At 37.5% G+C, this 18,947-nt stretch carries 12 protein-coding genes; 9 read left to right on the top strand and 3 right to left on the bottom strand.

What is annotated here, in order from left to right; all coding sequences use genetic code 11:
• The first annotated feature begins 331 nt into the window (after positions 1 to 331).
• From FLAVO9AF_RS02495 to FLAVO9AF_RS02455, 9 genes are all read left to right on the top strand, one after another.
• The gene (locus tag FLAVO9AF_RS02495; RefSeq protein ID WP_159683752.1) at positions 332 to 3,424 is read left to right on the top strand and encodes a SusC/RagA family TonB-linked outer membrane protein; all 3,093 of its coding nucleotides are present in this window, start codon (positions 332 to 334) and stop codon (positions 3,422 to 3,424) included.
• A gap of 11 nt (positions 3,425 to 3,435) precedes the next feature.
• Entirely contained in the window at positions 3,436 to 5,061 is a 1,626-nt protein-coding gene (locus tag FLAVO9AF_RS02490) for a RagB/SusD family nutrient uptake outer membrane protein (protein ID WP_159683749.1), read from the top strand.
• Between the two features lie 128 nt (positions 5,062 to 5,189).
• Positions 5,190 to 6,092: an alpha/beta hydrolase gene (locus FLAVO9AF_RS02485; RefSeq protein WP_159683746.1), complete on the top strand. Its 903-nt coding sequence runs from the start codon at positions 5,190 to 5,192 to the stop codon at positions 6,090 to 6,092.
• Positions 6,093 to 7,052 carry a DUF4861 family protein gene (locus FLAVO9AF_RS02480; protein ID WP_159683743.1) on the top strand — a complete coding sequence of 320 codons (960 nt, stop codon included), beginning with the start codon at positions 6,093 to 6,095 and terminating at the stop codon, positions 7,050 to 7,052.
• Positions 7,053 to 7,072: 20 nt separating this feature from the next.
• Positions 7,073 to 8,260: a glycoside hydrolase family 105 protein gene (locus FLAVO9AF_RS02475; RefSeq protein ID WP_159683740.1), complete on the top strand. Its 1,188-nt coding sequence runs from the start codon at positions 7,073 to 7,075 to the stop codon at positions 8,258 to 8,260.
• A 3-nt stretch (positions 8,261 to 8,263) separates the two neighbouring features.
• Positions 8,264 to 9,886 (top strand): glycoside hydrolase 43 family protein, encoded by a 1,623-nt coding sequence (locus FLAVO9AF_RS02470; RefSeq protein ID WP_159683737.1) that lies wholly within the window; start codon positions 8,264 to 8,266, stop codon positions 9,884 to 9,886.
• 10 nt (positions 9,887 to 9,896) lie between these two features.
• Positions 9,897 to 11,906, top strand: a complete 2,010-nt coding sequence (gene pelA, locus FLAVO9AF_RS02465; RefSeq protein ID WP_159683734.1) for a pectate lyase — start codon at positions 9,897 to 9,899, stop codon at positions 11,904 to 11,906.
• Between the two features lie 160 nt (positions 11,907 to 12,066).
• On the top strand, positions 12,067 to 13,413 hold the full coding sequence (locus tag FLAVO9AF_RS02460; protein ID WP_159683731.1) for a glycoside hydrolase family 28 protein: 1,347 nt from the start codon (positions 12,067 to 12,069) through the stop codon (positions 13,411 to 13,413).
• Between the two features lie 7 nt (positions 13,414 to 13,420).
• Positions 13,421 to 14,152: a rhamnogalacturonan acetylesterase gene (locus FLAVO9AF_RS02455; RefSeq protein WP_159683728.1), complete on the top strand. Its 732-nt coding sequence runs from the start codon at positions 13,421 to 13,423 to the stop codon at positions 14,150 to 14,152.
• 71 nt (positions 14,153 to 14,223) lie between these two features.
• Here FLAVO9AF_RS02455 and FLAVO9AF_RS02450 read toward each other — a convergent pair whose 3' ends face one another.
• From FLAVO9AF_RS02450 to FLAVO9AF_RS02440, 3 genes are all read right to left on the bottom strand, one after another.
• A complete protein-coding gene (locus FLAVO9AF_RS02450) occupies positions 14,224 to 15,897 on the bottom strand; it encodes a formate--tetrahydrofolate ligase (protein ID WP_159683725.1) in 1,674 nt (557 codons plus the stop codon).
• A 119-nt stretch (positions 15,898 to 16,016) separates the two neighbouring features.
• The gene (locus tag FLAVO9AF_RS02445; RefSeq protein WP_159683722.1) at positions 16,017 to 18,722 is read right to left on the bottom strand and encodes a DNA gyrase/topoisomerase IV subunit A; all 2,706 of its coding nucleotides are present in this window, start codon (positions 18,720 to 18,722) and stop codon (positions 16,017 to 16,019) included.
• Positions 18,723 to 18,760: 38 nt separating this feature from the next.
• Positions 18,761 to 18,943 carry a hypothetical protein gene (locus FLAVO9AF_RS02440; RefSeq protein ID WP_159683719.1) on the bottom strand — a complete coding sequence of 61 codons (183 nt, stop codon included), beginning with the start codon at positions 18,941 to 18,943 and terminating at the stop codon, positions 18,761 to 18,763.
• Between the last annotated feature and the right edge of the window lie 4 nt (positions 18,944 to 18,947).

Below are 18,947 nucleotides of genomic sequence, written 5' to 3'. Positions count from 1 at the left end.
ATACTATTATCCACACTTGATTTAAATAAAAAACATTGAATAAAAAGAAGTTAAAAAACAAATAATGTATGAATATGATAATAAATAGTATATTTATTTTTAAACACTGTTTTTTTAAGTGCTTTTTTTTGTTTATGTCAAAAATAATACTAGATTTGTGCAATCGATTACATTTATGATTTCTTTTTAAATCAATCCTGATTAATAAGTTTTTCAAATCCTACAGAATTGTTTTTTTTTACAAAAACATCTCAATCGATTTCGAAAAAAGAAAAGAAATTTTTTTAGTGTAAGAGAAACCAAAAAAACTAACTATTAACATTTTTAAACTATGAAATTGAACCACTTTTCAAGTAAAAAACTACATCCACTTTGGTTGTTTTCGTTTTTGCTCTGTTTACTCTTAGCAAATGAAACTTATGCACAAAGTTTGACTACTATCACTGGTAAAATTACCGACAACACAGGTCTTCCAATCCCTGGAGCAAATATCATTGAAAAAGGCACAAACAACTCCAGTTCAACTGATTTTGATGGAAAATTTGCCATAAAAGTAAGTAGTTCAAATGCGTACATTACCATTAGTTATGTGGGTCATCTATCTAGAACAATAAAAATTACTGGAAGCACAATCAATGTTGTACTGCAATCAGAAGAGCAAGCCTTAAAAGAAGTTGTAGTTGTTGGATATGGCAAGGTAAAGAAAAAAGACCTAACTGGTTCAGTTGGTACTCTAGATGCGGCCACTATTACAGAAAGAAACACAACTAATGTTGTTGAAGCTATGCAAGGAGCTGTGGCTGGCGTCCAAGTTACCACATCAACAGGAAGAGTTGGAGACCCATTCAGTGTAGTGATTAGAGGGAAGAACTCTATTAACCCAGATTCAAAACCATTATATGTAGTTGATGGTGTACCTACTGACGGAATTGATTTTCTAAATCCTCAAGACATTGCTAGAATTGATGTTTTAAAGGATGCTTCTTCAACAGCGATCTATGGTTCTAGAGGTTCAAACGGTGTTGTGATCGTAACTACAAAAGGTGGAGGAACAGTTAAATCGAGTATGACCGTTTCTTTTGATACTTATGTGGGTGGAAAAGAGGTAGCTAGACTTCCTAAAATGATGAGTGGTCAAAAATGGTGGGCGTATCATCAATCAGCCTACTTACCTACTGCAAAAGTGGATCCAGTTACAGGAACTGTTACAGCAGCTACTTTAGCAACCGCAGTTCTTGGTACACAAAACAGTCTTTTAGCTCAAAGAGTAGCTAATAATGAAACATTTGACTGGTATGATGCTGTATTAAAAAGCGGAATTCAACAAAATAATTATTTAGCTATTTCAGGTAGAACAGATGGTGGACTATCCTATAACTTAGGTTTAGGTATTCAAAGTGAAACTGGAAATATCGAAAATGAAAGCTTAGACAAATACACTTTCAAATTAGGGCTAAATCACAAAATCAATGACAAATTTAGCACTGGAGTGAACTTAACTATTGCAAGAACAGAACAAGAATTAGGGAGTGCATTAGCTATGCAGGAAGCTTTTCGATTAAGTCCTTTTTACACTCCTTACGATCTAAATGGAAATCTTTTTCCTTTACCAGGAAAATTGACTGATGCTACTGGTGCTTTTTTAATTAACAAAACCAGTACTTATAATCCATTATTAGAGATTGCAAATACTGTAAATTCAGTAAATGCTTGGAACACTATTGGTAGTTTATTTTTTGAATACAAACCTATTAGTTGGTTAACCTTTAAGACGACCTATTCTGCAGGATTCGATAATTCAAAACAAGGTAGAGCTTGGGGCGCATTAACAAACACAGGAGTTTCTAACAACAACCTACCCTCAGCAGATATTACTCAAAAAGAACGATTCAATTATACTTGGGACAATCAATTCAATATTGATTATGAATTAGAAAGTGGTCACAAATTTAATTTTTTAGGATTACAAAGTATGTATTCGCAACGAAATGAAGGTACGTATGCCTATTCTAGCAATATGCCTTTTGATACAGGATTTCACAATCTAGGATCTGGCAAACAATCTACCTACAATTTAGATTCTTATTATGATAAAAACACTTTAGCTTCTTTTGCAGCTCGATTTAATTATGGATATAAAGACCGTTATTTAATAACAATCTCAAACCGTTGGGATGGATCTTCAAAATTTGCAGAAGGTAACAAATGGGGTTCTTTCCCATCTGCAGCTTTTGCGTGGAGAATTAATCAAGAAAGTTTTATGAAAAATCAAGAAATTGTTTCTGACTTAAAAACAAGAATCAGTTATGGTTATACAGGAAACAATATCATTCCTTCCTACTCAACAATTAATCAATTAGATACACAAACCTATTATGATTTTAGTGCTGTTGCAGCAAATGGATGGGTACAAAGTAATCCAAGTAATGCAAATCTTGGCTGGGAAAAAACAAGAGAATTCAATGTAGGACTTGATTTTGGATTCTTAAAAAACAGAATTACAGGGACACTAGACGTATATGATCGTTTATCAACAGATTTGCTGTTAAAACAAAAATTGGTAGTTGAAAATGGTTTCTCAACTTATATTAACAATATTGGTTCAGTGAGTAACAAAGGAATTGAAGTTATGTTAACTACAAAAAACATTGATACAGACTTTGTAAAATGGGAAACTACCTTTGTATTTACAAAAAATACCAACAAAATTATTTCAATTTATGACAAAATCTCAGATGATGTAGGGAATAATTTATTTATTGGAGAATCTATAGATGCATTGTACAACTACAAGTTTACTGGAGTTTGGCAAGCAAATGAAACAGCGGAAGCAGCATCGTTTGGACAAAAAGAAGGGCAAGCAAAAGTGGAAGATTATAATAAAGATGGTAAAATCACAACTGCCGACCGACAAATTCTTGGCAACAATAATCCAGATTGGACAGGAAGTCTATCTACCAAATTAAAAGTAGGTAACTTTGACTTAGCTGCAACAGCAATAACTAGTCAAGGTGTATTAGCGTTCAGTCCATTTCACAGAAATTTTACAGATGTAAATGATAGAGGACGCCAAAAACTAGACATTGATTGGTACGTACCTGCCAATGATGCCGGTTTACCAGCTCAATACACAAATAGTTACCCTCAGGCTCAAAATCCCGGAACTTATTGGATAAATGATGGCGTTGGATACTATAAAGATGCATCATTTGTAAAAATTAAAAATATAGCTCTAGGATACACTTTTACTCCTCAAGTAATAGAAAAATTAAAACTAAAATACCTCCGTTTGTATGTAAACGTTTTGAATCCGTTTGTATTCACTAAGTATGATGGATATGATCCTGAATGGGCTAGTGCCAGTTTTGGTGTAGGCCGTGTAGCTTCTATAACATATCAATTGGGAATGAGTATCAAATTCTAAAAATGAAAAAAATGAAAAAAATTATAACCCTCTTATCAATAGGTCTGCTTTCCTTAACTTCATGCTCAGATTTTCTTGAAGAAGAAAACTTATCTAATCCCGAAACAGAAGCAGTGTACACAACAGCTTCTGGTTTCGAATCATTAATAAATGCTAATTATTCTCAATTAAGAGAAATCTATGGAAATGAACCTTGGCTTTTTGTTGCTGGTACTGATTTGTATGCTCAGGGTAGAAATGTCGAACCACCTGGAGTAAGTCAATACACACTTTTAACCCCATCATCTCCTAATGTAGGTTACTTGTATAATGAATGTTATAAAGCTATTCAAAGAGCTAACACAGCAATATATTATAGCGATAAAACAGAAAAAACTACTAGTTTGAATTCTAGAATTGGTGAAGTGAAATTTTTGAGAGCTAATGCTTATTTCTTATTAGTACAAACCTATGGAGGTGTAAGTATAATTAAAGATTACCTTCCAACTCCACAGCTTTCTTTCGATAGAAATACGGCAGAAGAAGTGTATGCATTTATTATAAAAGACTTAGAAGAAAGCTTGAACTTTTTACCAACTGGAACGTATACAGGTAGAGTTACCAAAAGAGCTGCACAAGATTTGTTAGCAAAAGTATATTTGACAAGAGGATATGAATCCTTTGGAAAAGCTACTGATTTTGCTACTGCGGCTTCTTACGCTGATGCTGCCATTGCTGGGCAACTACTCACTATTAAATATGGAGATTTATGGCTACCTGGCAATGATCTAAATAAAGAAGTGCTGTTCTCAGTGCAATTTGATGCTTCTTCCGTGAGTTTTAATCCTCAAACATTAGGGAATGCACAAGCAAGTTATTTCAGTTCCTACTTAGGAGGTTCAGAAGTTGCAGGGAAAGCTCCATATAGATCCTACAATTTATTACCAACTAATCACGCAATAGGTCTTTTCGAAAAAGGAGACACAAGATGGGAAGGTACATTTATGTTTGAAACCTATACAAGATATTATGATTTTTATGATAAAACCGATAAAACAGGCTTAGTAAAATCGCACTATTACGCACCAAAATGGGTGACTGCTACTGAATTAGCAGCCTATAAATTAGCCAATCCAAAAACTGTTATTCACCCATACGGAACTTATGGAGCAGCGGCAGGATTAAATAGTGATTATCAAACAATCCCTGTCCGAAAGTTTGATGATCCAAAAGCTCCCTTTGCAACAAGTGCCTCTACTCCAAGAACTAGTACACGAGATTTTATAGTATCTCGTTTAGGTGATACCTATTTAATAGCTGCCGAAGCTTACTTCAAAAAAGGAGATTTGGCAACTGGTTTAGCCCGCTTAAATGAAGTTAGAAAAAGAGCTGGCGTAGCTAATGCAACTACTAGTGATTTTACTATTGATTACATTTTAGACGAAAGAGCAAGAGAAATGTTAGGAGAATATAATCGTTGGTTTGACTTAAAACGCACAGGCAAACTAATTGAAAGAGCCTCTTTATATAATTATTCCATTAAAGCAGAAAACTTTAACGGAACAGGTGGTGAAAAGAAAATTTTAAGACCGATACCTCAAGAGGCGCTCGATCTAAATCAAAATAAAGCCTTTCCACAAAATCCAGCTTATTTATAATCATATTTATAAAAGTAATTTGTATTAGTTATTCAGGAGTTTGATAAATTTTGTCAAACTCCTTTTTAAATTCATTCAATTGATTTTAAATATACTATCAATGAAATTTACCAAAATTTAATCTATTTATGAGAATGAACTTTTTTATACTATTCGTTTTTCTTCCCTTCCTACTAGGAGCACAAACGCCTTTCCCAAAGGATACCTCCTACACGATCTCGAGTACGTATCAAAAAGAAATAAAGAAATTCCCTTTCATTAGCATTGCCAAAACCTTGCACAATGAAAATATAAAATCCGAAAAACAAATCATATATCAACAAACAGCAACTCGCGATCTTCATCTTGATGCCTATTTGTTCCAATCCCAAAAAAAGCTTCCCGCTGTTATTCTATTACACGGTGGTGGATGGAAATCAGGAGATAAATCTCAGATGGAAACCTTGGCAACCGCAATTGCTGCAAAAGAATACAATTGTTTTGCCATTGAATATCGATTATCCCCAGAAGCACACTATCCTGCTGGCTACAATGATGTAAAAGAAGCTATTGCTTTCATTATCAAAAATGCCTCTCGTTTCAATAGTAATCCAAATAAAATAGCCATTTTAGGTTGCTCATCAGGAGGACAAATGGCTGCTTTACTTGGTACTACTATACCAAACGAAATACAAGCCATTGTTGATTTAGATGGCATTCTAGCTTTTCATCATCCAGAATCAGAAGAAGGAAAAATCGCAGCCGAATGGTTGGGAGGAACTTATGAAGAAAATCCTAAAAATTGGATGGCTGCCTCGGCACTTACCCACACCAACAAAAACACACCTCCTATTCTTTTCGTGAATAGCCAATGGAATCGATTTCACGCTGGAAGAGATGATATGATTCGTATTTTAAACCAATATGGAATTTACAGTGAGATAAAAACTTTCGAAAATTCGCCACATTCTTTCTGGTTTTTCAATCCGTGGTTCGAAAAAACCGTAACTTTTACAACCCATTTTCTAGATAAAATACTAAAACAAGAATAAATGAAAACACTAAAGCTACTAGCTTGTTTAGCCCTCACGGGAATCTACCAAGCCAATGCCCAAACTTCAAATAAAAAAGCCAAAACCTACGCTGAAATTTCTGTGAAAGAAGGCGGAAAATGGGAAGGGAGAAAATACATCGGTGGTACGTTCAAAAATGTTCAAAAATTAAAACTGGCTCCAGAACATACTGATCATTCGTTTGATATTCGCTACGAAGGTCCAGGCTGGGAAAGCAACAAAATTGGCTACCGTTTGTACCTAGATTGGAGAAATGCCATTGATATTTTTGGAAAAAAAACCGACGAAATCGTTTTGCCACAAGTCGGTCAGGATGGTTTTGACTCCTATCACGAAATGAGCGATTGGGGTGCCGACATCCTGAAAGCTGGAAAAGGAATTGGAATTGGCTCCATAGATCGCTACCTAAACAACGAAAGATTACATTTTTATGAAGTAGATTCTACCCTAGCGAAAGTAGAAAACAAATCCAAATCTTCGGGCGTAACTATCCAATATTACGGTTGGAAAACAGCGGGAGAAAAAATTGATTTTACCTCTCAGTTAACGATTACTCCAAACCAACGCCATACCCAACATACCATCCAAGCCTCTAAAGCAATTAGTGGTATTTGTACTGGAATTGTAAAACAAAAAAACACAGAAGTCTTCAAAAAAGTGAGCCAAAACAAAAAATGGGCGTACCTCGCTACTTATGGTGCGCAGTCGCTTATTCCAGACCAACTTGGTATGGCCATTTTTTACGAAGTGAATACAATAGAGGCTGAAGTAAGTGCAGAATTCGATCATCTTTTAGTTTTTAAACCTTCAACACAAGCCGTAACATTTTACTTTTTAGGCGCTTGGGAACAAGAAAAAGACGGAATTAAAAATAAAGAAGCCTTCCTAAAATACTTGGATGAAAAACTAAACGAACTCAACAAAAAAGGCAAAATTTAACTGTAAAGAGCAAAAAAATTATGAAAAAAAATAGCTTCAACTCGCTTATTGCAGTTCTTCTAGTAGTATTTGGAGGCAGTATCCTTAATGCACAAACCATATCCAAAAAACTAAAATGGTCAGAACGTATGGCCGAAACCGTAATGTTACAACACAAAGAATCGTATATGATCGATCACGCGACTTCTCCAAAATGGGATTATGTTCACGGATTGGTGTTGACTGCAATGGAAGAATTGAATAAAAAACATCCTAACCCAAAATACACCGAATACATAAAATCGTATGTAGACAAACTCATCCAAAACGATGGAACTATCAATAGCTACAAATTCGATTCGTACAATATTGATATGGTGGTTGCCGGTAGATTATTGTTTGATATTTATGCTAAAACCAAAGAGGAAAAATATCTAAAAGCATTGCAAACGCTCAGAAAACAAATCGAGGAACAACCTAGAACTGCTAGTGGTGGATTTTGGCACAAAAAAATATATCCTAACCAAATGTGGTTGGACGGATTATATATGGGAGAGCCTTTCTATGCACAATACACTATGACCTTTGAAGATGGAAAAAGTCTAGACGATATCGCCAAACAATTTGAACTCATTCAAAAAAATGATCGCGATCCTAAAACTGGACTGTTGTATCACGGTTGGGACGAAAGCAAACAAATGCCTTGGGCCAACAAAACGACTGGAACGTCCCCAAATTTCTGGTCTCGCTCTTTGGGTTGGTATGCTATGGCCTTGGTTGATGTCTTAGATTATATGCCCAAAAATCATCCAAAACACAAAGAATTAGTCAACTATTTGAACCAATTGGCTACAGCATTAACTCCCTTTCAAGATGGCTCTGGACTTTGGTACCAAGTAACCGACAAAGGTGCAGTTGGTGGAAATTATTTAGAAGCCTCAGGAACGGCTATGTTTGCTTATGCTTTTGCCAAAGGAGCCAACAAAGGATACTTACCTAAAAAATATAAAAAAATTGCTCAGAAAGCCTTTGATGGTATGACCCAACAATTGATTAAAATAGGCACTAATGGCGAAGTGATTATTACTCAAGCCTGTGCTGTGGCTGGACTTGGCGGAAATCCCTATCGAGATGGCTCGTTTGAGTACTATGTAAACGAAAAGAAAAAAGACAACGATCCAAAAGCAACCGGCCCCTTTATTCTTGCTGCCTTAGAATTAAACCGATAAACAATGAACCTCAAAATCTGTTTCTTATTCCTCATTTTAAGCGTTTCTGTATTAAGAGCGCAAGAAATAGAAAACGGCTTCCAATCGCAAGTTTGGGTGGCCGATATGGGCAATGGAAACTATCAAAATCCGATACTCCACAGCGACTATTCAGATCCTGATGTCATTAGGGTCAATGAGGATTACTATATGACGGCATCTTCATTTAACTGTATTCCGGGTTTGCCAATTCTGCATTCAAAGGATATGATTAACTGGAGTATTATAAATTACGCCCTTCAAAAACAACCGCCTTTTGAGGTGTATGACCAACCGCAACACGGTAATGGTGTATGGGCACCTTGTATTCGGTTTCACAATAATGAATTTTATATTTACTATCCAGACCCCGATTATGGTATTTATATGGTCAAAACCAAAGATCCAAAACAGGCTTGGTCTGCTCCTGTCATAGTCAAAGAAGGAAAAGGATTAATTGACCCGAGTCCGCTTTGGGATGAAGATGGAAAAGTATACCTCACCTATGCTTTTGCCGGTAGTCGTGCGGGTATCAAAAGTATTTTGGCACTTTGCACACTCAATGCAGAAGGAACTTTGGCCAACAATGATGATGTCATTTTGTTTGACGGTCACCCAAATGACACTACTGTTGAAGGTCCAAAATTCTACAAACGCAACGGATACTATTACATCTTTGCTCCTGCAGGAGGTGTGGCTACGGGTTGGCAATTGGTATTAAGGTCCAAAAACGTATACGGACCTTATGAAAAAAAAGTAGTACTTGAACAAGGCAACTCAAAAATCAATGGGCCTCATCAAGGTGCGTGGGTACAAACACAAAAAGGAGAAGATTGGTTTTTCCATTTTCAGGATAAAGGAGCTTATGGAAGAATCGTGCATTTACAACCAATTATTTGGAAAAACGACTGGCCAATAATAGGAACCGATACCAATGGAAACGGCATTGGAGAACCCGTGAGTATTTTCAAAAAACCAAATATTGGAAAATCATTCCCAACACAAACTCCCACAGAAAGTGACGAGTTCAGCGAACCAAAACTAGGATTACAATGGCAATGGCACGCCAATCCAAAAGTAAGTTGGGGCTTCCCTTCTACTCTAGGCTATTACACCTTGTTTTGTCAAACTAAACCCAAAAACAGTACTAATTTATTCGATATTGGGAATTTGTTACTGCAAAAAATTCCCGCCGAAAAAGCGACCATCACAACCAAAATCACCTTCAATGCACGAGCCGACGAAGAACAAACAGGCTTACTCGTAATGGGATTGGATTACAGTTATCTCAAAATGAAAAAACTTGGCAACAACTATTGGTTATCTCAAGTGACTTGCCTAAGCGCAGACAAAAAAGGAATCGAAAAAGAAAGCCAAAGCATCGCCCTACAAAGCAACACCTGTTACTTAAGAGTACAAATAGCCGCTGGTGGACAATGCCATTTTTATTATAGTGAAGACAATCAAAAATTCCTGCCAATCGGAACGGCTTTTAGTGCCAAAGAAGGAAAATGGATTGGCGCAAAAATTGGCTTTTTAGCCCTACGAAACGAAACGACCAACGATGCTGGAAATGTAGTCATCGATTGGTTTAGAGTAACAAAATAAAGCACAAAAAATGAAGAAAATAATTCTTGTTTTATGTATCTGCGTCGGAAGTTTATCCTACGCGCAAGTCTTGAATAAAAGCTGGAAAGCCATTACCGAAATGAAAGAAGGCTCTTGGTTTAGCAGCCCTGAAGCCAAAGCCATTGCCGAGAATGTTTTGTTGTACCAACGCAACATTGGTGGTTGGCCTAAAAACATACAAATGCAAAAAAGCATAAGCGAAACCGAGAAAAAAAAGCTGCTCGCTGAAAAAGACAGTACCGACGAAATCACTATTGACAATGGAGCGACTTACCAAGAGATGGTGTTTTTATCCAAAATGTATCGCCAAAATCCAGACGAACGCTATCAAAAAGCCTTTTTATTGGGTCTAGATTACTTGCTCAAAGCACAATACGCGAATGGTGGTTGGCCTCAGTTTTTCCCTAAGAAAAAAGGCTATTACACCCATATCACTTTCAATGATGATGCAATGGCCAATCTACTTTTTATGTTCAAAGAATTGAAAGACAAAAGCGATTATTTTGCCATAAAACCCTCAGATACTTTGGTCAATCAAATCAAAGTTGCCTTCGACAAAGGCATTGATTGCATCCTAAAAACACAATACAAACAAAACAATACCTTAACCGCTTGGTGCGCACAACACGACGAAGTGACTTTGCTTCCTGCAAAAGCCAGAGCCTACGAATTGCCTTCGTTGAGCGGAAAAGAATCGGCAAAAATTGTCTTGCTATTGATGTCTATCGAGAACCCGTCAACTGAAATCATTCAAGCCGTAAAAAGTGCCGTAACTTGGTTTGAAACCACCAAAATAACCAACTTAAAAGAAGAGCGAATCCTAAATGAAGCTGGAAAAATCACCGATAAAAAAATGATTGCCACAGAAAATGCCGAGCCAATTTGGGCTCGATTTATGGAACTTGACACAAACGAACCTTTCTTTTGTGACCGAGATGGCATCAAGAAAAAAACATTAGAAGAAATTGGTTCCGAAAGACGAAACGGTTACGCTTGGTACACGAACGAACCCAAAGAAGTGCTAAAAAAATATCCCAATTGGTTAAAAAAAATCCAAACAGAGGAACCAAAAAAAAAAGACCAACAACCACTAACCAATGAGAATTATTTTGTGGTTGATGCTAACGGTTCTGGCAATTTCACCAAGATTCAAGATGCCATAAATGCAGCTCGTTCCTATCCCGACCAACGCATTGTAATCTACATCAAAAACGGAAAATACTACGAAAAAGTAAAAGTCCACGCTTGGAACACCAAAATTTCCCTCATTGGCGAAAGCAAAGAAAACACCATTATCACTTTTGACGACCACTTCAAAAAAATGAATATAGGACGAAACAGTACCTTCCACACCTACACCGTTTTGGTAGAAGGAAACGATTTTATCGCACAGAATTTAACCATCGAAAACAGCGCGGGTGAAGTCGGACAAGCAGTTGCGCTCAATGTCAACGCCAATCGGGTAAAAATTGAAAACTGCAAACTCTTAGGCAACCAAGACACGCTCTACACCTCAGGCGAGGGAACCAAAAACTATTTCAAAAATTGCTACATAGAGGGCACCACCGATTTTATTTTTGGAGATGCCACGGTTTTGTTCGAAAACTGCACGCTGCACAGCAAAAAAGATTCCTATATCACCGCAGCTTCAACGCCTCAGGACAGCACTTTTGGCTACGTTTTCAAGAACTGCAAACTCACCGCAGACGCTAGTGTCAAAGAAGTTTATTTGGGCAGACCTTGGCGCATCTATGCGAAAACCGTTTTCATCGATTGCACGATGGCTGCCCATATTCTGCCACAAGGATGGCACAATTGGTCAAAACCTGAAGCCGAAACAACAAGCTTTTATGCCGAATACAACTGTTCCGGCCTAGGCTTTCAATCCCAAAAAAGAGTCCCTTGGTCGCATCAACTCACCAAAAATGAAGCTAAAAAGTACACCATCGAAACAATTCTTAGTGACAAAATCAAAGATTGGTATGTAACTGCTAAGTAATTAATTTTTAGGAGCAGCAACAAGGGGCGTTTCAAGAAACAAAGTCCCGCTATCCGTTCCACCCAAGCGATAGCGAACTGACGAAGCAATCGGGGCTAGCAGCTAAGAAATTGTACTCTTGGTTTCAGTCTTTAAAACAAAATAATAAATGCCACCAAAAATGAAAAAATACCTGTTATTCTTTGTCTGCATCAGCCTAAGTAGTTGGGCACAAAACGCACCTTTCCCCACAGAAAAAATCAATGCTATCCTAAATCGTATCGTGTTACCCAACATTCCTTCATTCACCATAAAAGTAACCGAATTAGGAGCCAAAGGAGATTCGATAAGCAATGCAAAGCCCGCTTTTGATAAAGCAATGGCGCTTTGTAAAAAGAAAAACGGCGGAACAATCCTTGTCCCAAAAGGTGTCTATACTTTACAAGGACCGCTTCATTTTGTGAGCAATGTTCGCTTGCATTTAGAAGACGGTGCCAAAATCCGATTTGGCTCTAATCCAAAAGATTATCCGCTGGTGTTAACCAGTTGGGAAGGCACGATGCTATACAATTACAGTCCATTGATTTATGGCATTGGCCTAGAAAATATTGCCATCACCGGCAACGGTACTATCGATGGAGAAGCCAAAAACACTTGGATAAAATGGAAACCGCTCGAAAAGAAAGACCAACTTTTGAGTAGAGAAATGAATCATCAAAATGTTCCAATCAAAGACCGAGTTTTTGGAGAAGGACATTACCTACGACCACAACTCATTCAATTCATCGACTCCAAAAATATACTTATCGAAAATGTTCAAATCGAAGATGCCCCGTTTTGGTGCTTACATCTACTAAAAAGCAAAAGCATTACGGTACGTGGTTTAAAATATAAAGCATTCAATAACAATAACGACGGCATCGACCCCGAATATTCCAGCGACGTCCTAATCGAAAACATTTCTTTTGATAATGCCGATGATAATATTGCCATAAAATCAGGAAGAGACCACGAAGGAAGAGCCAATAGTGCCACCCCAAGCCAAAACATTGTCATCCGAAATTGCAACTTTAAAGGCTTGCACGGAGTAGTGTTGGGCAGCGAGATGTCGGCTGGAATTCAAAACATTTTTGTAGAAAATTGCAAGACAACTGGCTACCTCAAAAGAGGCATTTACCTAAAAACCAATGCCGACCGTGGCGGCTATATCAAAGATGTATTTGTAAACAATCTACAACTCGGCGAAGTAGAAGACGCTCTGTACATTACCTCCAACTACCACGGCGAAGGCAGTGGCTTTGCTTCAAGCATTAGCAACATCAATTTTTCGAATATCCTTTGCAACAAAGCCACACAAACTGGCATAGTGATTCAAGGTTATCCTGATTTAAAAATAAAAGATATTTTCTTTAATAACATTCATATCCAATGGGCTAAAAACGGCATTTCATCCCAAAACGCTGAAAATGTTGTGCTGAACGAAGTCACTATTGGAGAAAAAGCCAGTATACCAACCTCTGTAAAATAACAATAAAATGAAAAAGTACTTCCTACTAATTGTCTGCATCACCCTAAGCGGTTGGGCACAAAAAACGACCATTTACACCATTGGCGATTCAACTATGGCCAACAAAGTCGCACCAGAACAAAACCCCGAAAGAGGATGGGGACAAATGCTACCGTCTTTTTTTTCAGACAATGTGGTGATAGACAACCGCGCAGTTAATGGCAGAAGCACGCGCAGTTTTATTGATTTAAAATTATGGGATGCAGTTTATAATTCCTTAAAAAAAGGAGATTATGTATTTATCCAATTTGGTCATAACGATGGCAAAGTCACCGACCCAACTCGTTATACCAATCCACACACAAGCTACCGACACAATCTGATTCGCTTTGTAGAAGAAACCAGAAAAAAAGGAGCCACTCCTATCCTATTCTCTTCCATAACCCGAAGAACCTTCAACGAACAAGGCGTTTTAATTGACTCTCACGGCGATTACACTCAAGAAATGAGATTAGTTGCTCAAGAGTACAAAGTGCCTTTTATCGATATGCAATACTACACGGAACTTTTGGAAGAAGCCTATGGAGTAGAAAAATCAAAAGAATTACATCTGCACTTTGCCCCGGGAGAAAATAGCTATATCCCAAAAGGAATCGATGACAATACGCATTTATCTATAAAAGGAGCCACAGAAATTGCTAAAATTGCCGCACAACAAATTAAAGCACTCAACATTCGCTTGTCTAAAGAAGTGAAGTAAAACAATCAATTGTTATTACAAAACTAAAAGAATATGCCATCTCACGAGATGGCATATTTGTATCATATTGTTTATGACAATCCCGAAATCACGCCATTATCATCAATATCAATTCGGGTAGCATTCGGGAGTTTAGGTAAGCCCGGCATACGCATCACATCACCTAGCAATGGAATAATAAAACCAGCGCCACTGGCAAATTCAAATTCACGTACAGTAACAGTAAAACCAGTGGGTCTACCAATCATTTTTTCATCATCAGAAAAGCTAGCAGGCGTTTTGACCATACAAATTGAAAAATGCTCAAAGCCTAATTCCTTAATGCTTTGCAATTGTTTTTTGGCCAAAGCCGAATAAACGACCTCATCTGCACCATAAATTGTCGTGGCAATCGTTTCAATTTTCGATTCAATAGATGCTGTGCTTGCATACAATGGTTGGTAATTGGCACTTGCAGTAGCTACTTGCTCTACAATCGCTTGAGCCAGTTTTTCGGCTCCTTTGCCTCCATCAGCAAATGCTGTGCTGACAACTGCTTTTACACCTTTTTGAGCACACAACTCAATCAATACGTCATATTCTTCTTGTGTATCCGCTGGAAAAGCATTGATACAAACCACTGGTTGCAAACCAAATTTTTGAATATTCTCTATGTGCTTTTCTAAATTACAAAAGCCTTTTTTTATGGCGTTAACGTTGGGTTCTTTGCACTCTTCTGCTGTCAAACCTGCGTGATGCTTGATGGCTTTTAGTGTGGCAACCAAAACCACTGCATCAGGTCGCAATCCGGATTGTTCACATTTGATATGCAAAAATTTCTCGGCTCCCAAATCGGCACCAAAACCCGCCTCGGTAACCACATAGTCACCCAAAGACAATCCCATTTTGGTAGCAATCACTGAATTGGTTCCTTGCGCAATACTCGCAAAAGGCCCTCCGTGAATAATGGCTGGATTTCCTTCGATAGTTTGCACTAAATTAGGTTTGATAGCGTCTTTCAGCAAGGCAGCCATTGCTCCTACGACTTTCAAATCTTTAGCAAAAACAGGAGTGCCCTCTACCGTTTTTCCCACATAAATATTCCCTAAACGTTTTTTGAGGTCAGCAATATCTTTGGACAAACATAAAATAGCCATAATTTCAGAGGCAGGTGTTATATTGAAGTTTTCCTCACGCATCACTCCGTTTCCTTTGGCTCCGACACCAATAATTATCTGACGCAACACACGGTCATTCATATCCATAACGCGTTTCCAAACAATAGCTTTCGGGTCTAGCTGCAAATGGGCTTCAGGGTATTGCAAATGATTATCAATGATGGCAGAAAGTAAATTATTGGCCTTTTCAATCGCTGAAAAATCACCTGTAAAATGAAGATTAATATCTTCCATTGGCAATACTTGAGCATAACCGCCTCCAGCAGCTCCACCTTTCAAACCAAAAACAGGTCCCAAAGAAGGTTCTCGTAAAACCGCAATGGCTTTTTTACCAATACTATTCAATCCATCAGTCAAACCTATAGTCATTGTCGTTTTGCCTTCGCCGTATTTGGTTGGTGACATAGCCGAAACTAAAATTAATTTTCCTTTAGGTTCTTGCTGCTGCAAATGCAAGGGCAATTTGGCTTTATATTTTCCATACAACTCCAAATCATCTTCATTTATGTGTAGCTTTTGCGCAATGTCTTTTATTGAAGAAATCTTGTTTTTTTGAGCAATTTCTATGTCGGAAGGAAATAATTTCATAGTAATTGAATTGGTTTTTGTTTTTTATGTAAAATTAAACCAAATCCAAAACATAAAATAGGATAAAAATCAGGTTTTAAAAAAACCGTTTCCTTTTGAAGTTGGAAACGGTTTTTAAATTATTCTAAAGATAAAGTGACTTGCCCATCGTCTTCTAATTGAATAGAAGAATCATCAATGGCGTCTTCAATACTTTCAGTCGGTTCAGGTTGCTCTTCTTCTGGCTCTTCATAAGGCAAAGGGTCAAGCAAATTCACTTGTTTTAACTTATCGGTTGTCAATTGGTTTCCTAAAGCTTTGAAGCCTTTTACCGCAATAAAACTCTCGATGTCTACCACTTGATTTTCTTTTTGAACACCTTTCACTTTAGCAAAAATCAATTCGGCTACAGGGCGATAATCGGTAGCTACAATCTCTAAACGAGAATTTGGATGCTCGGATATAAACGATTCTTCTTTATTCTCCACTTCAACCAAGAAGCGCTTGATATAATAACGCTCTTTTTCGCCATCATAATAGATAGCCGAAATCGGTTTTTTAGGATTCCATTTTTCTAAAACAATCATATCCTCATCAAAATGAGTAGAGAGCTCTGGAATAATAACTTTTAGTTTTCCAGTCTGAGAAATGACTAATATCTTGTCGCTTGGTCTAAATTCACCCAACAGCTCTCCTCTTCCATCCACATTCAATCGCTGCACGGTATCGTCAAACCAAACTTTTCTAGGCAATAAGGTAGAAATTCCTTTCTCTTTTAATTCGATTTTCTTGATTGGATATTTGGTTACCAAATTCCCTTTGGAAGCTCTTCCTTTGATAGCTAATTTGGCGAAATCAATATCAAATTTGAGTTTTTTGATACTACCAACTTGACGCAGGATGATATTGATTACCTCCGCTTCACCATTTGGATTGCAAGAAAAATAAAGAATTTGAGAACCCGCAGCTCCATTGGTTAAATCGTAGGCTTTATCTCTAGTAACACCTGAAACATTGAATCGTTTAATGTAAGACGGACCCGATTTTCCATCACGATAAATCAAATTATAAATCGTGCGTTTATCGCCTTTGTCAAAAATGGCAACGTGAATAATGTCTTTACCTACAAATGTCTTAGCATCGACTTTGGTAATCATCATCGTTCCATTACGTAGAAAAACAATTACATCATCGATATCAGAGCAATCCACCACATATTCGTCTTTTTTCAAGCTAGTTCCCACAAATCCTTCTTCGCGATTGACGTATAGTTTGGTATTACGCAAAACCACTTTGGTCGCTTCGATGTCATCAAAAATGCGGAGTTCGGTTTGGCGTTCTCTTCCTTTACCGTATTTTTCTTTAAGCTTGGCAAAATAAGCTATCGCAAAATCGATGATGTGATCCAAATGATGTTGTACTTCCTTCATTTCGTCCTCCAATTTCGCAATGAAATCATCGGCTTTATCCGAGTCAAAACGCGTGATACGAATCATTGGGATTTGCGTTAGTTTTTGCAAATCATCATCGTTTATTTCTCTTACAAAGGAGGCTTTGAAAGGCTCAAAACGATCATACATATAGTTGTACAACGATTCTCTATCAGAGTACAATTTGAAGTCGATATACATTTCTTCACGAATGAAGATTTTCTCCAAAGTAGAGAAATGCCATTTGTTTTTTAATTCTTCTAATTGAATTTCGAGTTCTTGACGCAATAAATCTACGGTACGGTCTGTCGAAATTTTCAACATATCCGAAACCCCAATAAAAAGCGGTTTGTTGTCTTCAATCACACAACCTAATGGCGCCACAGACGTTTCGCAAGCGGTAAAAGCAAACAAAGCATCAATAGTTTTATCTGGAGAAACACCCGGGAAAAGATGGATTAAAATCTCAACCTCGGCAGCAGTATTGTCTTCGATTTTCTTGATTTTGATTTTCCCTTTTTCATTGGCTTTCAAAATACTATCAATCAAACTAGATGTATTGGTCGAAAACGGAATTTGGGTAATCACCAAAGTGTTTTTGTCCAACTGACTGATCTTGGCACGCACACGCACACGTCCACCACGCATACCATCGTTGTAATTCGATACATCCGCAATCCCAGCGGTTTGAAAATCTGGATATAAAGTAAAAGGTTTCCCTTTCAGAATTTTTATAGAAGCATCAATTAACTCATTGAAGTTATGAGGCAACACTTTGGTAGAAAGCCCCACCGCGATTCCCTCTGCTCCTTGTGCCAAAAGCAACGGAAACTTCACGGGAAGATTATTCGGTTCTGCACGACGACCGTCATACGATACACCCCAATCTGTAATTTTAGGAGAATACAATACCTCTAAGGCAAATTTGGACAAACGCGCCTCGATATAACGAGAAGCAGCTGCGCCATCGCCCGTTAAAATATTACCCCAGTTTCCTTGGCAGTCAATCAATAAATCTTTTTGACCAATTTGCACCATAGCATCAGCAATACTCTGATCCCCGTGAGGATGGTATTGCATAGTGTGTCCCACCACATTCGCTACTTTGTTATAACGACCGTCGTCTAATTCTTTTAACGAATGCATAATACGGCGTTGCACCGGCTTGAATCCGTCTTCGATTGCGGGTACGGCACGTTCTAAGATCACATACGAAGCGTAATCCAAAAACCAATCTTTGTACATTCCTGTAACTTTGGTAATGGTATCGTGCTCGTCTGCATTATTTTCGTAAAAATGGTGCATCCCACTTGAAGTCGCAATATCATCGAATCCTTCTTGATCATTGGAATCAAAACCGGCGTCGTTGTTTTCGTCTTCGTTAGGAAGGATGTTATCTTCTTCTTCGTCTTTCATTTATATCTTTATAAATCTACTTAATCGTTTTTTCAGTGCTAAAAAGAATACTTTTCTTTGCAAATATGTTCTTTTGTGGTCACCCAATTTCCATTTTTGTCTTTCACTTTTTTGGTAACTATTCCACATTCTTTATGATCATTGCTTCTGATAATAAAAAATGTCCCACCAAAACCTAGGGCAAAAGCTAAAATAATGAGTACTAACGTTTTTTTATTCATTTCT

The organism is Flavobacterium sp. 9R, assembly GCF_902506345.1.
GTDB lineage: Bacteria > Bacteroidota > Bacteroidia > Flavobacteriales > Flavobacteriaceae > Flavobacterium.
Note: the sequence above shows the minus strand (reverse complement) of the source record. Positions and strands in the feature narration are given on the sequence as shown.